Raw genomic sequence first — 17,135 nt, forward strand, 5'->3', positions numbered from 1 at the left:
GCGGCGGCCACCCTAATGGCCTGCTCCGCGGCCTTCTGATTCGTTCCCTTGGATGCGCCGCGCTGCCGCACAGGACTATTGATATGGCCACTGCCCTCACCGACAAACTCTCCAGCCTGGTCAAGAAGATCAGTGGACAGGCGCGCATCACCGAAAGCAACGTGCAGGACATGCTGCGCGAGGTGCGCATGGCGCTGCTTGAGGCCGACGTGGCGCTGCCCGTGGTGCGCGACTTCATCGCGCGCGTCAAGGACAAGGCGATGGGCCAGGAGGTGCTGGGCAGCCTGAAGCCGGGGCAGGCGCTGGTCGGCATCGTCAACCGCGAACTGGCCGCCACCATGGGCGAGGGCGTGGCCGACCTGGACCTGGCCGCGCAGCCGCCCGCCGTCATCCTGATGGCCGGTCTGCAGGGCTCGGGCAAGACGACGACCACCGCCAAGCTGTCGCGCCACCTGATCCAGAAGCGCAAGAAGAAGGTGCTGACGGTGTCAGGCGACGTGTACCGCCCGGCGGCCATCGAGCAGCTGAAAACCGTCACCGCGCAGGCGGGGGCCGACTGGTTTCCGTCCACGCCCGACCAGAAGCCGCTGGACATCGCCCGCGCCGCGCTCGACCACGCCAAGCGGCATTTCTACGACGTGCTGATCGTCGACACCGCCGGCCGGCTGGCGATTGACGAGGCGCTGATGCAGGAGATCAAGACCCTGCACGGCGCGCTGAACCCGGTCGAGACGCTGTTCGTCGTCGACGCCATGCAAGGCCAGGACGCCGCCAACACCGCCAAGGCGTTCAAGGACGCGCTGCCGCTGACCGGCATCGTGCTGACCAAGATGGACGGCGATTCGCGCGGCGGCGCGGCGCTGTCGGTGCGGCAGGTGACGGGCGCGCCGATCAAGTTTGCCGGCGTCAGCGAAAAGATCGACGGCCTGGAAGTGTTCGACGCTGAGCGCCACGCGGGCCGCATCCTGGGCATGGGCGACGTGGTGGCGCTGGTCGAGCAGGTCACCGCCAACGTCGACATCGAGGCGGCCAAGAAGCTGGCCGAAAAGGTCAAGAGCGGCAGCGGCTTCGACCTGCAGGACTTCCTGGGTCAATTGCAGCAGATGAAGCAGATGGGCGGCCTGGGCAGCCTGATGGACAAGCTGCCCGCGCAGATGGCCGCCAAGGCGACCGACGCCGACCTGGCGCGTGCCGAGAAGGACATCAAGCGCAAGGAAGGCATCATCAACAGCATGACGCCGCTGGAGCGCCGCAAGCCCGAACTGCTGAAGGCCACGCGCAAGCGCCGCATCGCCGCCGGTGCCGGCGTGCAGGTGCAGGAAGTCAACCGCCTGCTGAAGGAATTCGAGCAGATGCAGGGCATGATGAAGCAGTTCAAAGGCGGCGCCATGGCCAAGATGATGCGCAAGATGGGCGGCATGAAGGGCCTCGGCGGCCTGCTGGGCGGCGGTGGCGCCATGCCGCCGCTGCCGCCGGGCTTTGGCGGGCCGGGCGGGCCGAAGCGGCCGTTCTGAAAACAGCCGAACAGCCGGGCACAGCCGGAGATCCGGACGCAGAGGACGCAAAGGATTCGCAGAGGACGCAAAAGAACAGCCAAAAAGGTTGTTTTGGATTCTTTTGCGTCCTCTGCGGAATCTTTGCGTCTGGCGGTTATTTCTTGGTCATAACGGCCTGCAGCGCTTGACTGTCAAGCGCGAGTAGCTATGAAATCATGAGCAATCGACGTCATTTGCCCAGCCTCGACCTGCCCGCCGCCACGCCCGCGCGCCCGCTGCGCGTGCTGATGGTGTGCATGGGCAACATCTGCCGCAGTCCGACGGCGCATGGCGTGCTGGAACGCAAGGTGGCCGACGCCGGGCTGGCCGACCGCATCCAGGTCGATTCGGCCGGCACGCACGACTACCACGTCGGCCGTCCGCCCGACGAGCGCTCGCAGGCGCATGCGCTGCGGCGCGGCGTCGACCTGAGCGCGCAGCGCGCGCGCCAGCTCACGCGGCAGGACTTCGACGATTTCGACCTGGTGCTGGTGATGGACGACGCCAACGAGCAGGCCGCGCGCCGCCTGTGCGCGCCCACGCAGCGCCACCGCCTGCGGCGCCTGACCGACTTCTGCACCCGCCACAGCGCCCACGAAGTGCCCGACCCGTACTACGGCGGCGCCGACGGCTTCGAGCACGTGCTGGACCTGGTCGAGGACGCCTGCGACGGCTTGCTGCGGCAACTGGCGGCGGCCGGCCGACACTCCTAACGGCCGCGCACCGCTTCGGCGTGTGTGGCGCCGGGCGCGTCACCACGTTGGCGCGCAACTTGCATTCCCCCAGTGCATCGCACCGCCCCGGCGCGAAACGCACCGAAATGGTGATTCACGTCGGGTCGGGCGGCCACTCAACGACGGGGATTGCACGATGGATGCACTGAATCAGGGCGCGAACGCGCTGTTTGTGTTGCTCGGCGGGATCATGGTGCTGGCCATGCACGCCGGCTTTGCCTTTCTGGAACTGGGCACCGTGCGCAAGAAGAACCAGGTCAATGCGCTGGTCAAGATCCTGGTGGATTTCTCGGTGTCGACGGTGGTGTATTTCGTCGTCGGCTACGGCGTGGCGTACGGCACGCACTTCTTCATTGGCGCCGAGCAGCTGGCCGCCAAGAACGGCTACGAGCTGGTCAAGTTCTTCTTCCTGCTGACCTTTGCGGCCGCCATCCCGGCCATCATTTCGGGCGGCATCGCCGAGCGCGCCAAGTTCTGGCCGCAGCTGATCGCCACCGCCATCGTGGTGGGCTTCATCTACCCGTTCTTCGAGGGCATTGCCTGGAACCAGCACTTTGGCGTGCAGGGGTGGATCAAGTCGCTGACGGGGGTGGAATTCCACGACTTCGCCGGCTCGGTGGTGGTGCATGCCGTGGGCGGCTGGATCGCGCTGCCCGCCGTGCTGTTGCTGGGCGCGCGCTACAACCGCTACCGCAAGGACGGTGGCGTCAGCGCGCACCCGCCGTCGAGCATCCCCTTCCTGGCGCTGGGCGCGTGGATTCTGGTGGTGGGCTGGTTCGGCTTCAACGTGATGAGCGCACAGACGCTGGACAAGATATCGGGCCTGGTCGCCGTCAATTCGCTGATGGCCATGGTCGGCGGCACGCTGGCGGCGCTGGCGCTGGGCAAGAACGACCCCGGCTTCGTGCACAACGGCCCGCTGGCCGGGCTGGTGGCGGTGTGCGCCGGGTCCGACCTGATGCACCCCATCGGTGCATTCGTGGTCGGCGCGGTCGCGGGCGCGCTGTTCGTGGCCATGTTCACGCTGGTGCAGAACCGCTGGCGCATTGACGACGTGCTGGGTGTGTGGCCGCTGCACGGCCTGTGCGGCACCTGGGGCGGGCTGGCGGCCGGCATCTTCGGCACGCACGCGTTGGGCGGCCTGGGCGGCGTCAACTTCGGCGCCCAGCTGATCGGCACCGTGCTGGGCGTGGCCTGGGCGGTGCTGGGCGGATTCGCGGTGTACGGCACGCTGAAGAAGCTGTTTGGCCTGCGCCTGTCGCAGGAAGAGGAGTACAACGGCGCCGACCTGTCGATCCACCGCATCACCGCCATGCCGGAGCGCGAAGTCACCTGGTGACGCCGAGGCGCCGGCGCGGCGCTCAGCCGCCCGGCACGCGCAGGCAGCGCCCCTCGCGCGCCAGTTGGTCGAAGCCGGCCGCCAGCGCGTCCAGCAGCTGCCGCAGCGCCGGCCGCATGCCCTGCCGGCTGGCGAAGGCCGCCTGAACCAGCCCGGGCGGCGGCGCCCAGCCGGGCAGCAGCTCCTGCAATTCGCCCCGCGCCAGCGGGCCATGCGCCATCAGCCGGGGCAGGGCGGCGCAGCCCACGCCCGCCAGCGCGGCGCACAGCAGCGCGCCCATGTCGTCGGCCACCAGGCGCGGCGCCAGCGGCACGTCGGCCTGCGCGCCCTCGGGGCCGCTCAGGCGCCAGCGCGTTTCGTCGGGTGAATTGCCCAGCGCCAGCGTGGGCAGGCGCGCCAGGTCGGCCGGCGTGGCGGGCGGCGGCGCATTGGCCAGCAGGCGGGGCGCGGCCACCAGCACATGCGGGCTGAGCGCCAGCGCCTTGACCACCTCGTCCTGCGGCAGTGCGGCGCCGGGGGCGCGCACGCGCAGCGCCAGGTCCACGCCGTCCTGCCACACGTCGACGTTGCGGTTGCTGGCCTGCACGCGGATGTCGACCTGCGGCCAGGCGTTGAGAAAGCGCGCCAGCATGTCGCCCACGGCGTGCTGCAGCAGCGCGGGCGGGCACGACAGGCGCACGGTGCCGCGCGGTGCGGCGGTCTGTTCATGCACCAGCGCCTGCACGCCGGCGGCCTCGGCCAGCATGGCGTGGGCGTGCTGCAGCGTGCGCTGGCCGATCTCGGTCAGCGCAAAGCGCCGCGTGGTGCGCTGGATGAGCCGCACGCCCAGTTGCGATTCCAGCTCGGCCACGCGGCGGCTCAGCTTGCTTTTGGGGATGCCGGTGGCGCGCTCGGCCGCGGCAAAGCCGCCGTGATCGTCCACCTGGGCGAAGTAGGCGAGGGCGTTCAGGTCTTGCATGGGGCTTTGAGGCTTTAAAACGGCCGGACGCGAAGGACGCAAAGGATTCGCGAAGGACGCAAAAGAAAATCCAAAAGATTTTTTGGGGCTGCGTCAGCGGCTTTTGCCTGCGGACGGCTCATTGTTCTGAATTTAGAACGATATGGTGGATTTTTAATTGTTTAAACCCGATTGCCGCGCCCATACCATTCAATCATGCGCCGACGATCCGGTGGGCGCCCCACTTGGCGCGGCTCGGTCCGCGCACTGACGAAGAGCTTATCGACATGACCCCTGTCCTCACCGCAAAAAAAGTCCTCGACACGCGCAGCGCGCCCGGCCGCCACTGGGTGGGCGACGGTTTTCCGGTGCACGGCCTGTTCGGCTACAGCGGCGCCGGCGTGGCCGAGCGCAGCCCGTTCCTGATGCTCGACTACGCCGCGCCGACGCGCTTTGAGCCCAACGCCGGCTATCGGCGCGGCGTGGGGCAGCACCCCCACCGCGGCTTCGAGACCGTGACCATCGTCTACGACGGCGAGGTGGAGCACCGCGACAGCACCGGTGCCGGCGGCGTCATCGGCCCCGGCGACGTGCAGTGGATGACGGCCGGCGGCGGCATCATCCATGAGGAGTTCCAATCCGAGGCCTTCAGCAAGACCGGCGGCCCGTTCGAGATGGTGCAGCTGTGGGTCAACCTGCCTGCCAAGGACAAGATGACCCCGGCGCACTACCAGGGCATCACCGATTCGAGCATTCCATCGGTGGCGTTGCCGGGCGACGCCGGCCGCGTGCGGGTGATCGCCGGCGCTTTCGGTGACGCGAAAGGGCCCGCCGAAACCTACACGCCCCTGAACGTGTGGGACGTGCGCCTCGCCGCCGGCCAGACCGCCGATCTGTCGCAGCCCGAAGGCTGGAGCACCATCGTCGTGGTGCTGGACGGCACGGTGATGCTGAATGGCGACACCGTGCTGCGCGCCGCCGACATGGCCACGCTGTCGGCCGCGGGAACGGGGCTGACGGTCGAGGCCAACGGCAACGCCAAGCTGCTGGTGCTGGCGGGCGAGCCGATCGACGAGCCGGTGGTTGGCTACGGGCCGTTCGTGATGAACAGCCAGCAGCAGATCGCCGAGGCGATCAACGACTTCAACAGCGGCCGGTTTGGCCGCATGGGTTGATGCGGCGGGCCGCGCGTCGGCACCCCGATGCGCGGCCCTTGTCACGGCGCGCGGCCGCGGCGATGATGGGGTGCCAAACCGGCCGCCAGCGTTTGTCCAGAAAGCGCACATAGCTATTGATTTGATAGTATTCTGACGGAGCCTGCCATGACCCCATCACCCCTGCGCATCCCCGCACGCACCGCCCACATCGGCGGTGGTGCGCCCGTGGCACGCACGCTGCCGTCGCGGCTCAAGCGCACCATCGGCGCCTGGTGTTTTCTGGACCACGCCGGGCCGGCGGACTTTGCGCCCGGCCAGGGGCTTCGCGTGGGGCCACACCCGCACACGGCGCTGCAGACCTTCACCTGGATGCTCGAAGGCGAGGTGCTGCACCGCGACAGCCTGGGCCACGAGCAGGTCATCCGCCCCGGTCAGGTCAACCTGATGACCGCGGGCCACGGCATCGCGCACACCGAGGAATCGCTGCCCAACCAGACCCGGCTGCACGCCGCGCAGCTGTGGATCGCGCTGCCCGCGCATGCGGCCGACATGGCGCCGCGCTTCGACCACTACCCCGATCTGCCGCGCTGGCAGCACGACGGCATCGACGTGGTGCTGCTGGCGGGCGAATGGCAAGGCCGGCGCGCGCCGACGCAGGTGCATACGCCGCTGGTTGGCGCCGACCTGTTCTCGGCCGCGGGCGCGCAGGCCTCGCTGCCGCTCGACCCGGCGTTTGAATACGGCCTGATGCCGCTCACCGGCACCGCCGCCGCGCAAGGCCAGGCACTGGCGCAGGACGAACTGCTGTACCTGCCGCCCGGCGCCACCGAGCTGGCGCTCGATCTGCCCGCCGGTACGCGCGCCATCCTGATCGGCGGCGAGCCGTTCACCGATGACATCACCATCTGGTGGAATTTCGTCGGCCACGGCAAGCCCTACATCACGCAGGCCCAGCGCGACTGGCAGGCAAACAGCCCGCGCTTTGGCGAAGTGAAGGGCTTTGACGGCCCCAGGCTGGATGCGCCGCCGGTGCCGTGGGCAAGCGGCAACAGCCCGTGAACGCAAAGCGCGCAGAGGTGGCGCGAAAGGCGCAGAAAACCCCGGTTTTCTTCTGCGGCCTTTGCGCTGCTTTTGTGATCCTTGCGTTTTAAGGTATCAAAAATGATAGCTGCATGCGCTTGTCAGACCAGCGCTGCAGCCCAGAATCGCTTGAAGATCAGCCGCCCTGGCGCCCGCCCCACACGATGATCAGCATGCCGGTCAAGGCCACGGCGCTGCCCGCCATGTCCCACGCCGTGGGGCGCACGCCATCGACCAGCCACAGCCAGGCGATTGCCGTCGCGACGTAAACGCCGCCATAGGCCGCATACACGCGCCCCGACGCCGTCGGGTGCAGCGCCAGCAGCGCGACGAAGGCGGCCAGCGCCAGCGCCGCCGGCAGCAGCACCCAACTGCCCGCGCGGCCGCGCAGCCACAGCGTGGGCAGGAAGCAGCCGACGATTTCCATCACGGCGGTGAGCACGAACAGCGCGGCGGTGGGCAGCGGGTGAGAGGGCAGCGTCATGGGGTGGGCGCGAAGCACGGGCAGCAGGGTTGGCAATGCCCTATGCTATACATAAAATAGCTGCAGACGCTGGCGCCATCAGCGCAGCAAGACCCAAATGCCCCATTTTTCAACCGACCGCACCCCGCACCTGCCGCCCACGCGCCGCCAATGGCTGGCCAGCCTGGCCGGCGCGGCGCTGCTGGCCGGGTGCGCCAGCCGCACGGCATCGCGGGCTAGCGCGCCGGTGCCACCCGTCGTCGCGCGCCGCGCGCCACCGCCCGCCGTGCCGCCCACGCAGGCGGTGCTGGGGCTGGACCCGGCGGCGCGCGAGGCCTGCGTGGCGCAGGCCATGCTGCTGGTCAACACGCCTTATCGCTATGGCGGCAATACGCCCGAAGGCGGCTTCGACTGCAGCGGGCTGGTGCACTACGTGTTCGGCCAGGTGGCCGCGCGGGGCGCGCGCCTGCCGCGCAGCACGGCGCAGTGGGCGGCGGCCACGCTGCCGGTGGACGAGGCACGGCTGCAGCGCGGCGATCTGGTGTTCTTCAACACCAGCGGTGCGGCGTTTTCGCACATGGGGATTTACGTGGGAGGCGGGCAGTTTGTGCATGCGCCTTCGACGGGGGGGGACGGTGCGCAAGGACGCGGTGAGTGGGCGGTATTTTGGGCCGCGGTATTTGGGGGGGGCGGACGGTGTTTGCGGGGTGAGGGGGTGGGGGTGGAGGCGCTGTCGGCCGGGAGTTCGCCCCGGCGGGCGACCTACTTTTCTTTGCTCCGCCAAAGAAAAGTAGGCAAAAGAAAGGCGGCCCCACTGGCCGTGTCCCTTCGCTGCGCTGCGGGCAGCCTGCGATGCTCGGGCGCGGGGCGGCGCTGCGGAACTCGCTTCGCGCTTCGCGCTGCGCTCAGACATCCGCAGCGAGTCAGAGCACGAAGCGCGCATGCTGCGCTGCGCGCCCGCCCCACGCCCTGCGCTTCTCGGCACGGCCAGAGGGGTGGCAAGTCCGCACACGGGCCATCGCTGCGCTCGGCCTTGGCATTTACGCCCTCTTCCTCTGGGAGAGAGCCTACCCCCGCGAAGGCGGGGGGTGAGGGCAAAGCACTTCAAAAACCATAGCTGCGTGCGCTCTTTCCAGCACACGTTCAAACGCTTTCACCCCACAACGCAGGCCCATCAAGCGCAAGCCGCTATCAAAAAATAACCCGCCCGTTCTTTCCAGTCCGGGCGGGTGGGGCGGGCAGGGCGTTTGACAGGCTTACAGCCCGGCCGCTGCCCTCAGGGCCGCAGCCTAATCGGTGCATTAGCGTCGGCCGGCGCCTGACGGCGCCTTCACGTCGGCTGCGCCGACATGAGCCTGCGCTGAAAGACCGATGCCGCGCTGGCGCGCGGTGGGTTTACAGCCCTGCTGCGGCCTTGAGGGCCGCAGCCTTATCGGTCTTTTCCCACGTGAATTCCGGTTCGTCGCGGCCAAAGTGGCCGTAGGCGGCGGTCTTCTCGTAGATGGGGCGCAGCAGGTCGAGCATCTGAATGATGCCTTTCGGGCGCAGGTCGAAGTGCTCGCGCACCAGTTGGGCAATCTTCTCGTCGCTGATCTTGCCGGTGCCTTCGGTGTAGACGGTGATGTTCATCGGTTCGGCCACGCCGATGGCGTAGGCCACCTGAATCTGGCACTGGCGCGCAATGCCGGCGGCGACGATGTTCTTGGCCACGTAGCGCGCGGCATAGGCGGCGCTGCGGTCGACCTTGGTCGGGTCCTTGCCGCTGAAGGCGCCACCGCCGTGCGGGCAGGCGCCGCCGTAGGTGTCGACGATGATCTTGCGGCCCGTCAGGCCACAGTCGCCCTGCGGGCCGCCGACGACGAAGCGGCCGGTGGGGTTGACCAGGTAGCGCGTGTCCTTCAGCCATTCCTTGGGCAGCACGGGCTTGATGATTTCCTCGATGACGGCCTCGTTGAAGCTGGCCTTCATCTTGGTCTGCGTCTCGCTCTGGTCGGGGTGGTGCTGGGTGGACAGCACCACGGTGTCGATGCTGTGCGGCTTGCCGTCGACGTAGCGCATCGTCACCTGGCTCTTGGCGTCGGGGCGCAGGAAGGGCAGCTTGCCGCTCTTGCGCAGCTGCGCCTGGCGCTCGACCAGGCGGTGCGCGTAGTAGATGGGCGCGGGCATCAGGGTGTCGGTCTCGTCGCAGGCGTAGCCGAACATCAGGCCCTGGTCGCCGGCGCCGGTGTTCAGGTGGTCGTCTGACGCGTGATCTACGCCCTGGGCGATGTCGTTGCTCTGCTTGTCATAGCAGACCATGACGGCGCAGCCCTTGTAGTCGATGCCGTACTCGGTGTTGTCGTAGCCGATGCGCTTGATGGTGTCGCGCGCGACCTGGATGTAGTCGACCGTGGCGTTGGTGGTGATTTCGCCGGCCAGCACGACCAGGCCGGTGTTGGTCAGCGTCTCGGCGGCCACGCGGCTGCGCGGGTCTTGCGCAAAGATGGCGTCGAGGATGGCATCCGAAATCTGGTCGGCCACCTTGTCGGGGTGGCCTTCGGACACGGATTCAGAGGTGAAGAGAAAGCTGTTCGCCAGTTCCATTGAATAAACTCCTGAGGTTTGAACACTGCGTTGCCAAACTTTCGGGAGCACTGGCGAACGCTTTAGCAGAATGGTTTAACGTCGCCCTGCAAGTAGTTCCGTAACTCGGCGACCGCGCGATTTTAATGCACTTGTCATGCTGGCCTTGTATCGCTTCGCTTCGCGCTGGCCGCTCTGGCTGCTGCATGCGCTGGGCGCCGGGTTGGGCTGGCTGACGTGGGCGGCCTCGCCCACGTACCGGCGCCGCATCCGCGAAAACGCCGCCCAAGCCGGCTACGGCTTCGGCCAGGTGCGGGCCTGCGTGGCGCATGCCGGCCGCATGGCGCTGGAGATGCCGCGGCTGTGGTTCGGCGCGCCGGTGCCGCTGCAGTGGCTGCAGCATCAGGATGTGCTGGACGCGGCCTACGCCAGCGGGCGCGGCATCGTCTTCATGACGCCGCACATGGGCTGCTTCGAGATCACCGCGCAGGTGGTGGGCGCCCACTACGCCGCGCGCTTTGGCCCCATGACAGTGCTGTACCGGCCCGCGCGCCAGCCGCTGCTGCGCGACGTGGTCGAGCAGGCGCGCCGGCGCGAGGGTGTCGACACGGCGCCCACCACGCTGGCCGGCGTGCGGCAGATGATCCGCGCGCTGCGCGCCGGCCGCGCCGTCGGGCTGCTGCCCGACCAGGTGCCGCCGCAGGGGCAGGGCGTGTGGTCGCCGGTGTTCGGCCGGCCGGCCTACACCATGACGCTGGCCGCCCGCCTGATCCAGCAGACCGGTGCCACGCCGCTGCTGGCCTGGGGCGAGCGGCTGCCGCACGCGCAGGGGTTCCGGCTGCACCTGCGGACTTTTCCTGAAGCGCTGAGCGACGATTTGGAGACCGCCGTCGCGCAGATCAACGGCGCGCTGGAGTCGCTGATCCGCGAGCGGCCCGGCCAGTACCTGTGGGGCTATGGCCGCTACAAGACACCGAGGAGCGAAGCGGCATGAAGCACCCTGGCGTCCTTCTGATGCGCGCGCTGGCGCACCTGCCGCTGCCGGTGCTGCGCGCGCTGGGTGGCGGGCTGGGGCGGTTGCTGTTCGTGCTGGCGCGGCGGCGGCGGCATGTGGCGCTGACCAACCTGCGGCTGTGCTTTCCGGAATGGAGCGAGCGCCAGCGCATCGACGTGGCGCGGCGCAGCTTCGTGCTGTTTACACAGTCGTTCATCGACCGCGCCTGGGTCTGGCACGCGCCCGACGCCGTGGTGCGGGCGCGCATCCGGCTGGTGGGCGCGGTGGACGAGTTGCGCAAGCCCGAGGCCGCGGTGCTGTTCGCGCCGCACTTCTACGGCATGGATGCCGGCGGCGCGGCCATCATGCAGCAGGCGGTGCGCATTGGCGGCAGCATCTACAGCCCGCAGTCGGGCGCGGCGACCGACGCCTGGGTGCGCGCGGGGCGCGAGCGCTTCGGCGACGTGGTGCTCATCAACCGCCGCGACGGCATCAAGCCGGTGATCAAGTCACTGCGCGAAGGGCGCTACCTGTACCTGCTGCCCGACATGGACCTGGGGCCGGAAGAGTCCATCTTCGTGCCCTTCTTCGGCGTGCCCGCCGCCACCGTGCCGTCGCTGCCGCGGCTGGCGCGCCTGGGCCGGGCGCGCGTGGTGCCCACGGTGACGCGCATGACGCGAGGCGGCTACGAAGTGCAGGTCGAACCCGCGTGGGCCGGCTATCCGGGCGACGACGTCGAGGCCGACACGGCGCTGATGAACCAGCGGCTGGAGGCCTGGATCCGCACCATGCCCGAGCAGTACTACTGGGTGCACAAGCGCTTCAAGACCCGCCCGCCGGGGCAGCCACCGGTGTATTGACCCGCCGCCCGGCGGCATGGCGGCGCGCCAAAAAAAACCGCGCCCGAAGGCGCGGTCATTCGTCGCGGTGCAGCGACGGGAATTACTTCTTCTCGCCGCCCGGCACCTTGCCCTCGACGCCCTTGACGAAGAAATTGATGCCGCCCAGGAACTGGTCGTCGCCCACGGCGTCCTTGGCCAGCACTTCCTTGCCGGTGTTGTCGCTGATCGGGCCTTTCCAGATCTGGTAGGTGCCCGCCTTCAGGCCGGCGCGGACGTCGTCCAGCGCCTTCTTGGCGTCTTCAGGCACGTCGGCCGCCAGCGACACCAGGTCGATGGTGCCTTCCTTCACGCCCCACCAGGTCTTGCCCGAGGCCCACTTGCCGTCCAGCGCCTCGCCCACGGCCTTGATGTAGTACGGGGCCCAGTTGATGATGGCCGAACCCAGGTGCGCCTTGGGCCCGTAGGCGGTCATGTCGCTGTCCCATCCGAAGCCGCGCTTGCCCATCTTCTCGGCCGTCTGCAGCACGGCGGAAGAGTCGGTGTTCTGCATCAGCACGTCGGCGCCGCCGTTGATGAGGGCGGTGGCGGCCTCGGTCTCTTTCGGCGGGTTAAACCATTCGTTGACCCACACCACCTTGGTCGTGACCTTGGGGTTGGTGCTCTGCGCGCCCAGCGTGAAGCTGTTGATGTTGCGGATCACCTCGGGAATCGGGATCGACGCCACCACGCCCAGCACGTTGGACTTGGTCATCTTGCCGGCGATCACACCAGCCATGTAGGCGCCTTCGTAGGTGCGGCTGTCGTAGGTGCGCAGGTTCTCGGATTGCTTGTAGCCGGTGGCGTGCTCGAACTTGACGTCCTTGCTGTCGGCGGCCACTTTCAGCATCGGCTCCATGTAGCCGAAGGTGGTGCCGAAGATCAGCTTGTTGCCCTGGCCGACCATGTCGCGCAGCACGCGCTCGGCGTCGGCGGATTCGGGCACGCTCTCGACGTAGCTGGTGACGATGCGGTCACCGTATTCCTTTTCGACGGCCTTGCGCGCGTTGTCGTGCGCGAAGGTCCAGCCGCCGTCGCCCACCGGGCCGACGTAGGCGAAGGCGACCTTCAGCGGGTCGGCCTTGGCAGCGGCCGGGGCGGGCGCAGGCGCGGGGGCCGGCGCAGGGGCGGCTTCTTCCTTCTTGCCGCAGGCCACCAGCGTGGCGGCGGCGGCCGACAGGGCTGCCAGCTTCAACAGGTTGCGTTTGTTCAGTTTCGTCATGGCCTTCCTCGTCGGCATGGTGGGTTGGAAAAGGGATTCTAGAACCGGGATGCCAGATCAGCCCCCCGGATGGAACGGCTTGCCCAGCGACGCCGGCATGTTGACGCGGATCCAGGTGGGATTGCGCGAAATCAGCGCCAGCACCACGATGGTGGCGATGTAGGGCAGCATGGTAAGGAATTGGCTGGGCACCTGCACGCCCTGGCCTTGCAGGTGGAACTGCAGCATGGTCACGCCGCCGAACAAATAGGCGCCGAGCAACACGCGCGCCGGCCGCCAGGTGGCGAAGGTGGTCAGCGCCAGCGCGATCCAGCCCTTGCCCGCCACCATGCCTTCGACCCACAGCGGCGTGTAGATGACCGACAGGTAGGCGCCGGCCAGTCCGCACATGGCGCCGCCGAAGATCACCGCCAGCAGGCGGATCAGCCGCACGTTGTAGCCCAGCGCGTGGGCCGACTGGGGCGACTCGCCGACCGAGCGCAGCACGAGGCCGCCGCGCGTGCGGTACAGAAACCAGATCAGCCCCGCGGCCAGCAGCATGGCGCCATACACCAGCGGATGATGGCGAAACAGCGCGGGCCCGAGGATGGGCACGTCGCCCAGGCCCAGCCAGTTGAACTGCGGCCGCTCGGGCAGCTTGGCCTGCACGTAGCGGATGCCGACGAAGGCCGAGAAGCCGACGCCGAACAGGCTGAGTGCCAGCCCGGTCGCGTACTGGTTGGTGTTCAGCCAGATCACCAGCCAGCCAAAGATGGCCGCCAGCACCGCGCCGGCGGCCATGCCGGCGGCAAAGCCGGCCCAGTCGTTGCCGGTGTTCACCACCGTGGCAAAGCCGGCGATGGCGGCGCACAGCATGATGCCTTCGGCACCCAGGTTGACGATGCCGGCCTTTTCGTTGATCAGCAGGCCCAGCGCGGCCAGCGCCAGCACGGTGCCGGCGTTGAGCGTGGCGGCCAGGAGCAGGGCGTAGGCGTCCATCAGCGGCCCCTTCCCATGCGGATGCGGTAATTCACCAAGGTGTCGCACGCCAGCAGCGTGAACAGCAGCAGCCCCTGGAACACGCCCGTCAGCGACTTGGGCAGGCCCAGGCGCGACTGCGCCAGTTCGCCGCCGATGTAGAACATGCTCATCAGAATGGCCGCCAGCACCATGCCGAACGGGTGCAGCCGCCCGACGAAGGCGACGATGATGGCGGCGAAGCCGTAGCCGGCCGGCACGTAAGGGGTCAGTTGGCCGATGGGCCCGGCGACTTCCAGCGCGCCGGCCAGGCCCGCCGTGCCGCCCGAGATCAGCAGCGCCGTCCACAGCGCGCGGCGCGACGAAAAGCCGGCATAGCGCGCCGCCGCCGGTGCCAGCCCGCCCACCTGCTGCGCAAAGCCGCCCCGGGTGCGAAACAAGAACACCCACAGCAGCGCCGCCCCCGCCAGCGCGATCAGCGCGCCGACGTTCACGCGCGAGCCCGTCATCAGTTTGGGGATCTGCGTGACGGCCTCAAAGGTGCGCGTCTGCGGAAAGTTGTAGCCCGCCGGGTCTTTCCACGGCCCATAGACCAGGTAGCCCAGCAACTGGATGGCCACGTACACCAGCATCAGGCTGACCAGAATTTCACCCGCGTTGAACCGGTCGCGCAGAAACGCCGTGATGGCCGCCCACAGCATGCCGCCCAGCACGCCGGCCAGCAGCACGGCAAAGACGATCCAGCGCCCGGTGTCCTTGCCGGCCAGCAGCGCCACGCCGCCGGCCGCAATGGCGCCGATGACGAACTGGCCTTCGGCGCCGATGTTCCACACGTTGGAGCGAAAGCACACCGCCAGCCCCAGTGCGATCAGCAGCAGCGGCGTTGCCTTCACGCCCAGTTCGCCCAGCGCGTAGGCCGACTTGACCGGCTCCCAGAAGAACACCTGCAGCCCGCGCACCGGGTCCTTGCCCATGGCGCTGAACAGGATGACGCCGATGACCACCGTGATGGCCAGCGCCAGCAGCGGCGAGCCCCAGGTCCAGGCGCGCGACGGGGCGGGGCGGGGTTCAAGGCGCAGCATGCGTGGCCTCCATGTGCTGCAGGTGCTGCTGCACGTCGCCGTGCCACAGCCCGCTCATCCATTCGCCAATGCGCTCCACCGTGGCGTGCTTGCGGTGCACCGAAGGAGACAGATGCCCCTTGGCAATGACGTGCAGGCGGTCGCAGATCTCGAACAGTTCGTCCAGCTCTTCGCTGACCACCAGCACCGCGCAGCCGGCATCGCGCAGCGCCAGGATTTCGCCGCGGATCTGCGCCGCGGCACCCACGTCCACGCCCCAGGTCGGCTGCGACACGATCAGCAGCGTCGGCTTGGCGTCGATCTCGCGCCCCATGATGAACTTCTGCAGGTTGCCGCCCGACAGCGAACGCGCCGGCGCGTTCGGCCCCGCCGCTTTCACCTTGAAGCGGTCGATGATGCCCACCGCCTGCTCGCGCAACTGGCCGGTGCGCAGCCAGCCCAGCGTGCCGACGGCCTCGCGCCGCGTCAGCAGCAGGTTGTGCGCCAGGCCCAGCTCGGGCACGGCGCCGCGGCCCAGCCGCTCTTCCGGCACAAAGTGCAGGCCCAGGGCGCGCCGGCGCCCCGGCGGCAGCTTGCCCGCGGGCTGGCCGGCGATCACGATCGACCCGGCAGCCGCGCGCTGGTCTTCGCCCGACAGCGCAAACAGCAGTTCTCGCTGCCCATTGCCCGACACGCCGGCAATGCCCACCACCTCGCCCGCGCGCACCTCCATCGACACGTCGACCAGGTCGACACCGAAGGGCGATTCGCGCGGCAGGTCCATCGCGTCCACGCGCAGCACCACGTCGCCGGGGCTGCGGTCGCGGTAGGCCAGCGCGGGCGGCTCGGCGCCGATCATCATGCGGCTGAGCGAGGCATTGCTTTCCTGCCGCGGATCGCAGGTGCCCGTCACGCGGCCGCCGCGCATCACCGTGCAGGCGGTGCACAGCGCGCGAATTTCGTGCAGCTTGTGGCTGATGTAGAGGATGCTGCAGCCTTCGGCCGCCAGCTGGCGCAGCGTGACGAACAGCTTGTCGACCGCCTGCGGCGTCAGCACCGAGGTCGGTTCGTCCAGGATCAGCAGGCGCGGCTGCGTCAGCAGCGCGCGGATGATTTCCACCCGCTGCATCTCGCCCACGCCCAGGGTGTGCACGGGCCGCCCGGGGTCCACGTCCAGCCCGTAGGCGCTGGCCACTTCGACAATGCGCCGCGTGACTTCGGGCAGCGCCAGCGACTTGTCGAGCCCCAGCCACACGTTCTCGGCCACGCTCAGCGTCTCGAACAGGCTGAAGTGCTGGAACACCATCGCGATGCCGAGCTGCCGCGCCTCCTGCGGGTTGCGGATGTGCATCGGCTGGCCGTCGAAGCGCACCTCGCCGGCGTCGGGCTTGACGGCGCCGTAGATGATCTTCATCAGCGTGCTTTTGCCGGCGCCGTTTTCACCCAGCACGGCGTGGATTTCGCCCGGCTGCACGGTGAGCGAGACCCCGTCATTGGCGACGACGCCCGGATAGCGTTTGGTGATGCCGGAAAGTTGCAGGCGGGCGGTCATGTCGGGCCGTGGGTCGATGTGGTGCGCGCGCGGGCAGCTATGGAATGTGTAGTGTCGGGGCGGTCCGGTGTGGCGGTGCCGTTACGCAATGTATCACCGGCGCGAGGGTTTCAGTCGGGTCCGCCCGCCGCGTCGCGCAGCACGGCCAGCGCCTCGTCGGCCAGCACCCCGCCTGTCACCGCCACCGGCGGTGCGGCGGCGCCCAGCAGGTCGGCCGCGCGCGCCGGCAGCAGCGGGCCGCCCAGCAGCGCTGCCATGTCGGGCTGCGCGGCGGCGTACACCACGCGGCCCACGCCTGCCCAGAACAGGGCGCCGGCGCACATGGCGCAAGGTTCGCCACTGGCAAACACGGTGGCGCCGTGCAGCGCCGCGGCGCCCAGCTGATCGGTGGCTCGGCGCACCAGCACCATCTCGGCGTGCGCGGTGCAGTCGTTGGTACTCACCTGCCGGTTGCGCTCGGTCAGCAGCACCTGTCCGCTGGGCGACAGCAGCGTGGCGCCGTAAGGCATGTCGCCTGCAGCCAGCGCCTGGCGCGAGGCCTCGATGGCAAGACGCATGGCGGCGGTGTCGGTGTCAAAGTGCGGCATCTTCAACCCTGGGTGGTGGAAAGGCCAAGCGTAGCCCACATCCCTGCGCGCCGCGCAGGTTCAGGCGCGCCCACGCC

General features: G+C 68.8%; 17 protein-coding genes. 8 read left to right on the forward strand and 9 right to left on the reverse strand.

The features are described 5' to 3' along the window. The first annotated feature begins 83 nt into the window (after positions 1-83). The 3 genes from ffh (at position 84) to R0D99_RS04005 (ending at position 3,608) form a co-directional block, all read left to right on the forward strand. Complete coding sequence (gene ffh / locus R0D99_RS03995; protein WP_317750087.1) at positions 84-1,514, forward strand: signal recognition particle protein; 1,431 nt, start codon at positions 84-86, stop codon at positions 1,512-1,514. A 269-nt stretch (positions 1,515-1,783) separates the two neighbouring features. Next, positions 1,784-2,248, forward strand: a complete 465-nt coding sequence (locus R0D99_RS04000; protein WP_317750993.1) for a low molecular weight protein-tyrosine-phosphatase — start codon at positions 1,784-1,786, stop codon at positions 2,246-2,248. A 157-nt stretch (positions 2,249-2,405) separates the two neighbouring features. Next, positions 2,406-3,608 carry an ammonium transporter gene (locus R0D99_RS04005; RefSeq protein ID WP_317750088.1) on the forward strand — a complete coding sequence of 401 codons (1,203 nt, stop codon included), beginning with the start codon at positions 2,406-2,408 and terminating at the stop codon, positions 3,606-3,608. Positions 3,609-3,630: 22 nt separating this feature from the next. Here R0D99_RS04005 and R0D99_RS04010 read toward each other — a convergent pair whose 3' ends face one another. After that, positions 3,631-4,566, reverse strand: a complete 936-nt coding sequence (locus R0D99_RS04010) for a LysR substrate-binding domain-containing protein (protein WP_317750089.1) — start codon at positions 4,564-4,566, stop codon at positions 3,631-3,633. A 266-nt stretch (positions 4,567-4,832) separates the two neighbouring features. On the opposite strand from R0D99_RS04010, the gene R0D99_RS04015 reads away from it, so the two are divergent. Beyond that, entirely contained in the window at positions 4,833-5,720 is an 888-nt protein-coding gene (locus R0D99_RS04015; protein WP_317750090.1) for a pirin family protein, read from the forward strand. A gap of 147 nt (positions 5,721-5,867) precedes the next feature. Further along, on the forward strand, positions 5,868-6,761 hold the full coding sequence (locus R0D99_RS04020; RefSeq protein WP_317750092.1) for a pirin family protein: 894 nt from the start codon (positions 5,868-5,870) through the stop codon (positions 6,759-6,761). 157 nt (positions 6,762-6,918) lie between these two features. Here the strand turns inward: R0D99_RS04020 and R0D99_RS04025 are convergent, their stop codons facing one another. Then, positions 6,919-7,266 (reverse strand): YnfA family protein, encoded by a 348-nt coding sequence (locus tag R0D99_RS04025; protein ID WP_317750093.1) that lies wholly within the window; start codon positions 7,264-7,266, stop codon positions 6,919-6,921. Positions 7,267-7,344: 78 nt separating this feature from the next. Next, on the reverse strand, positions 7,345-7,614 hold the full coding sequence (locus tag R0D99_RS04030) for a hypothetical protein (protein ID WP_317751195.1): 270 nt from the start codon (positions 7,612-7,614) through the stop codon (positions 7,345-7,347). On the opposite strand from R0D99_RS04030, the gene R0D99_RS04035 reads away from it, so the two are divergent. Continuing rightward, entirely contained in the window at positions 7,598-8,362 is a 765-nt protein-coding gene (locus R0D99_RS04035) for a C40 family peptidase (protein WP_317750994.1), read from the forward strand. The genes R0D99_RS04030 and R0D99_RS04035 overlap by 17 nt on opposite strands. Before the next feature lie 278 nt (positions 8,363-8,640). Here R0D99_RS04035 and metK read toward each other — a convergent pair whose 3' ends face one another. After that, the gene (gene metK, locus R0D99_RS04040; RefSeq protein ID WP_317750996.1) at positions 8,641-9,822 is read right to left on the reverse strand and encodes a methionine adenosyltransferase; all 1,182 of its coding nucleotides are present in this window, start codon (positions 9,820-9,822) and stop codon (positions 8,641-8,643) included. A 142-nt stretch (positions 9,823-9,964) separates the two neighbouring features. On the opposite strand from metK, the gene R0D99_RS04045 reads away from it, so the two are divergent. Both R0D99_RS04045 and R0D99_RS04050 read left to right on the forward strand, forming a co-directional pair. Then, the gene (locus tag R0D99_RS04045; RefSeq protein WP_317750094.1) at positions 9,965-10,801 is read left to right on the forward strand and encodes a lysophospholipid acyltransferase family protein; all 837 of its coding nucleotides are present in this window, start codon (positions 9,965-9,967) and stop codon (positions 10,799-10,801) included. Beyond that, on the forward strand, positions 10,798-11,661 hold the full coding sequence (locus R0D99_RS04050) for a lipid A biosynthesis acyltransferase (RefSeq protein ID WP_317750095.1): 864 nt from the start codon (positions 10,798-10,800) through the stop codon (positions 11,659-11,661). The genes R0D99_RS04045 and R0D99_RS04050 overlap by 4 nt, the downstream gene beginning before the upstream one ends. 82 nt (positions 11,662-11,743) lie before the next feature. Here R0D99_RS04050 and R0D99_RS04055 read toward each other — a convergent pair whose 3' ends face one another. From R0D99_RS04055 to R0D99_RS04075, 5 genes are all read right to left on the reverse strand, one after another. Then, complete coding sequence (locus R0D99_RS04055) at positions 11,744-12,901, reverse strand: BMP family ABC transporter substrate-binding protein (RefSeq protein WP_317750096.1); 1,158 nt, start codon at positions 12,899-12,901, stop codon at positions 11,744-11,746. 57 nt (positions 12,902-12,958) lie between these two features. After that, positions 12,959-13,879, reverse strand: a complete 921-nt coding sequence (locus R0D99_RS04060; RefSeq protein WP_317750097.1) for an ABC transporter permease — start codon at positions 13,877-13,879, stop codon at positions 12,959-12,961. Further along, positions 13,879-14,940 (reverse strand): ABC transporter permease, encoded by a 1,062-nt coding sequence (locus R0D99_RS04065; protein WP_317750098.1) that lies wholly within the window; start codon positions 14,938-14,940, stop codon positions 13,879-13,881. The genes R0D99_RS04060 and R0D99_RS04065 overlap by 1 nt, the downstream gene beginning before the upstream one ends. After that, positions 14,927-16,471: an ABC transporter ATP-binding protein gene (locus R0D99_RS04070; protein ID WP_317750099.1), complete on the reverse strand. Its 1,545-nt coding sequence runs from the start codon at positions 16,469-16,471 to the stop codon at positions 14,927-14,929. Before R0D99_RS04070 ends, R0D99_RS04065 begins: the two co-directional genes overlap by 14 nt. Positions 16,472-16,581: 110 nt before the next feature. Continuing rightward, positions 16,582-17,058, reverse strand: coding sequence for a nucleoside deaminase (locus R0D99_RS04075; RefSeq protein ID WP_317750100.1), 477 nt, complete (start codon positions 17,056-17,058; stop codon positions 16,582-16,584). Between the last annotated feature and the right edge of the window lie 77 nt (positions 17,059-17,135).

This window comes from Ottowia sp. SB7-C50, from assembly GCF_033110285.1.
GTDB lineage: Bacteria > Pseudomonadota > Gammaproteobacteria > Burkholderiales > Burkholderiaceae_C > Ottowia.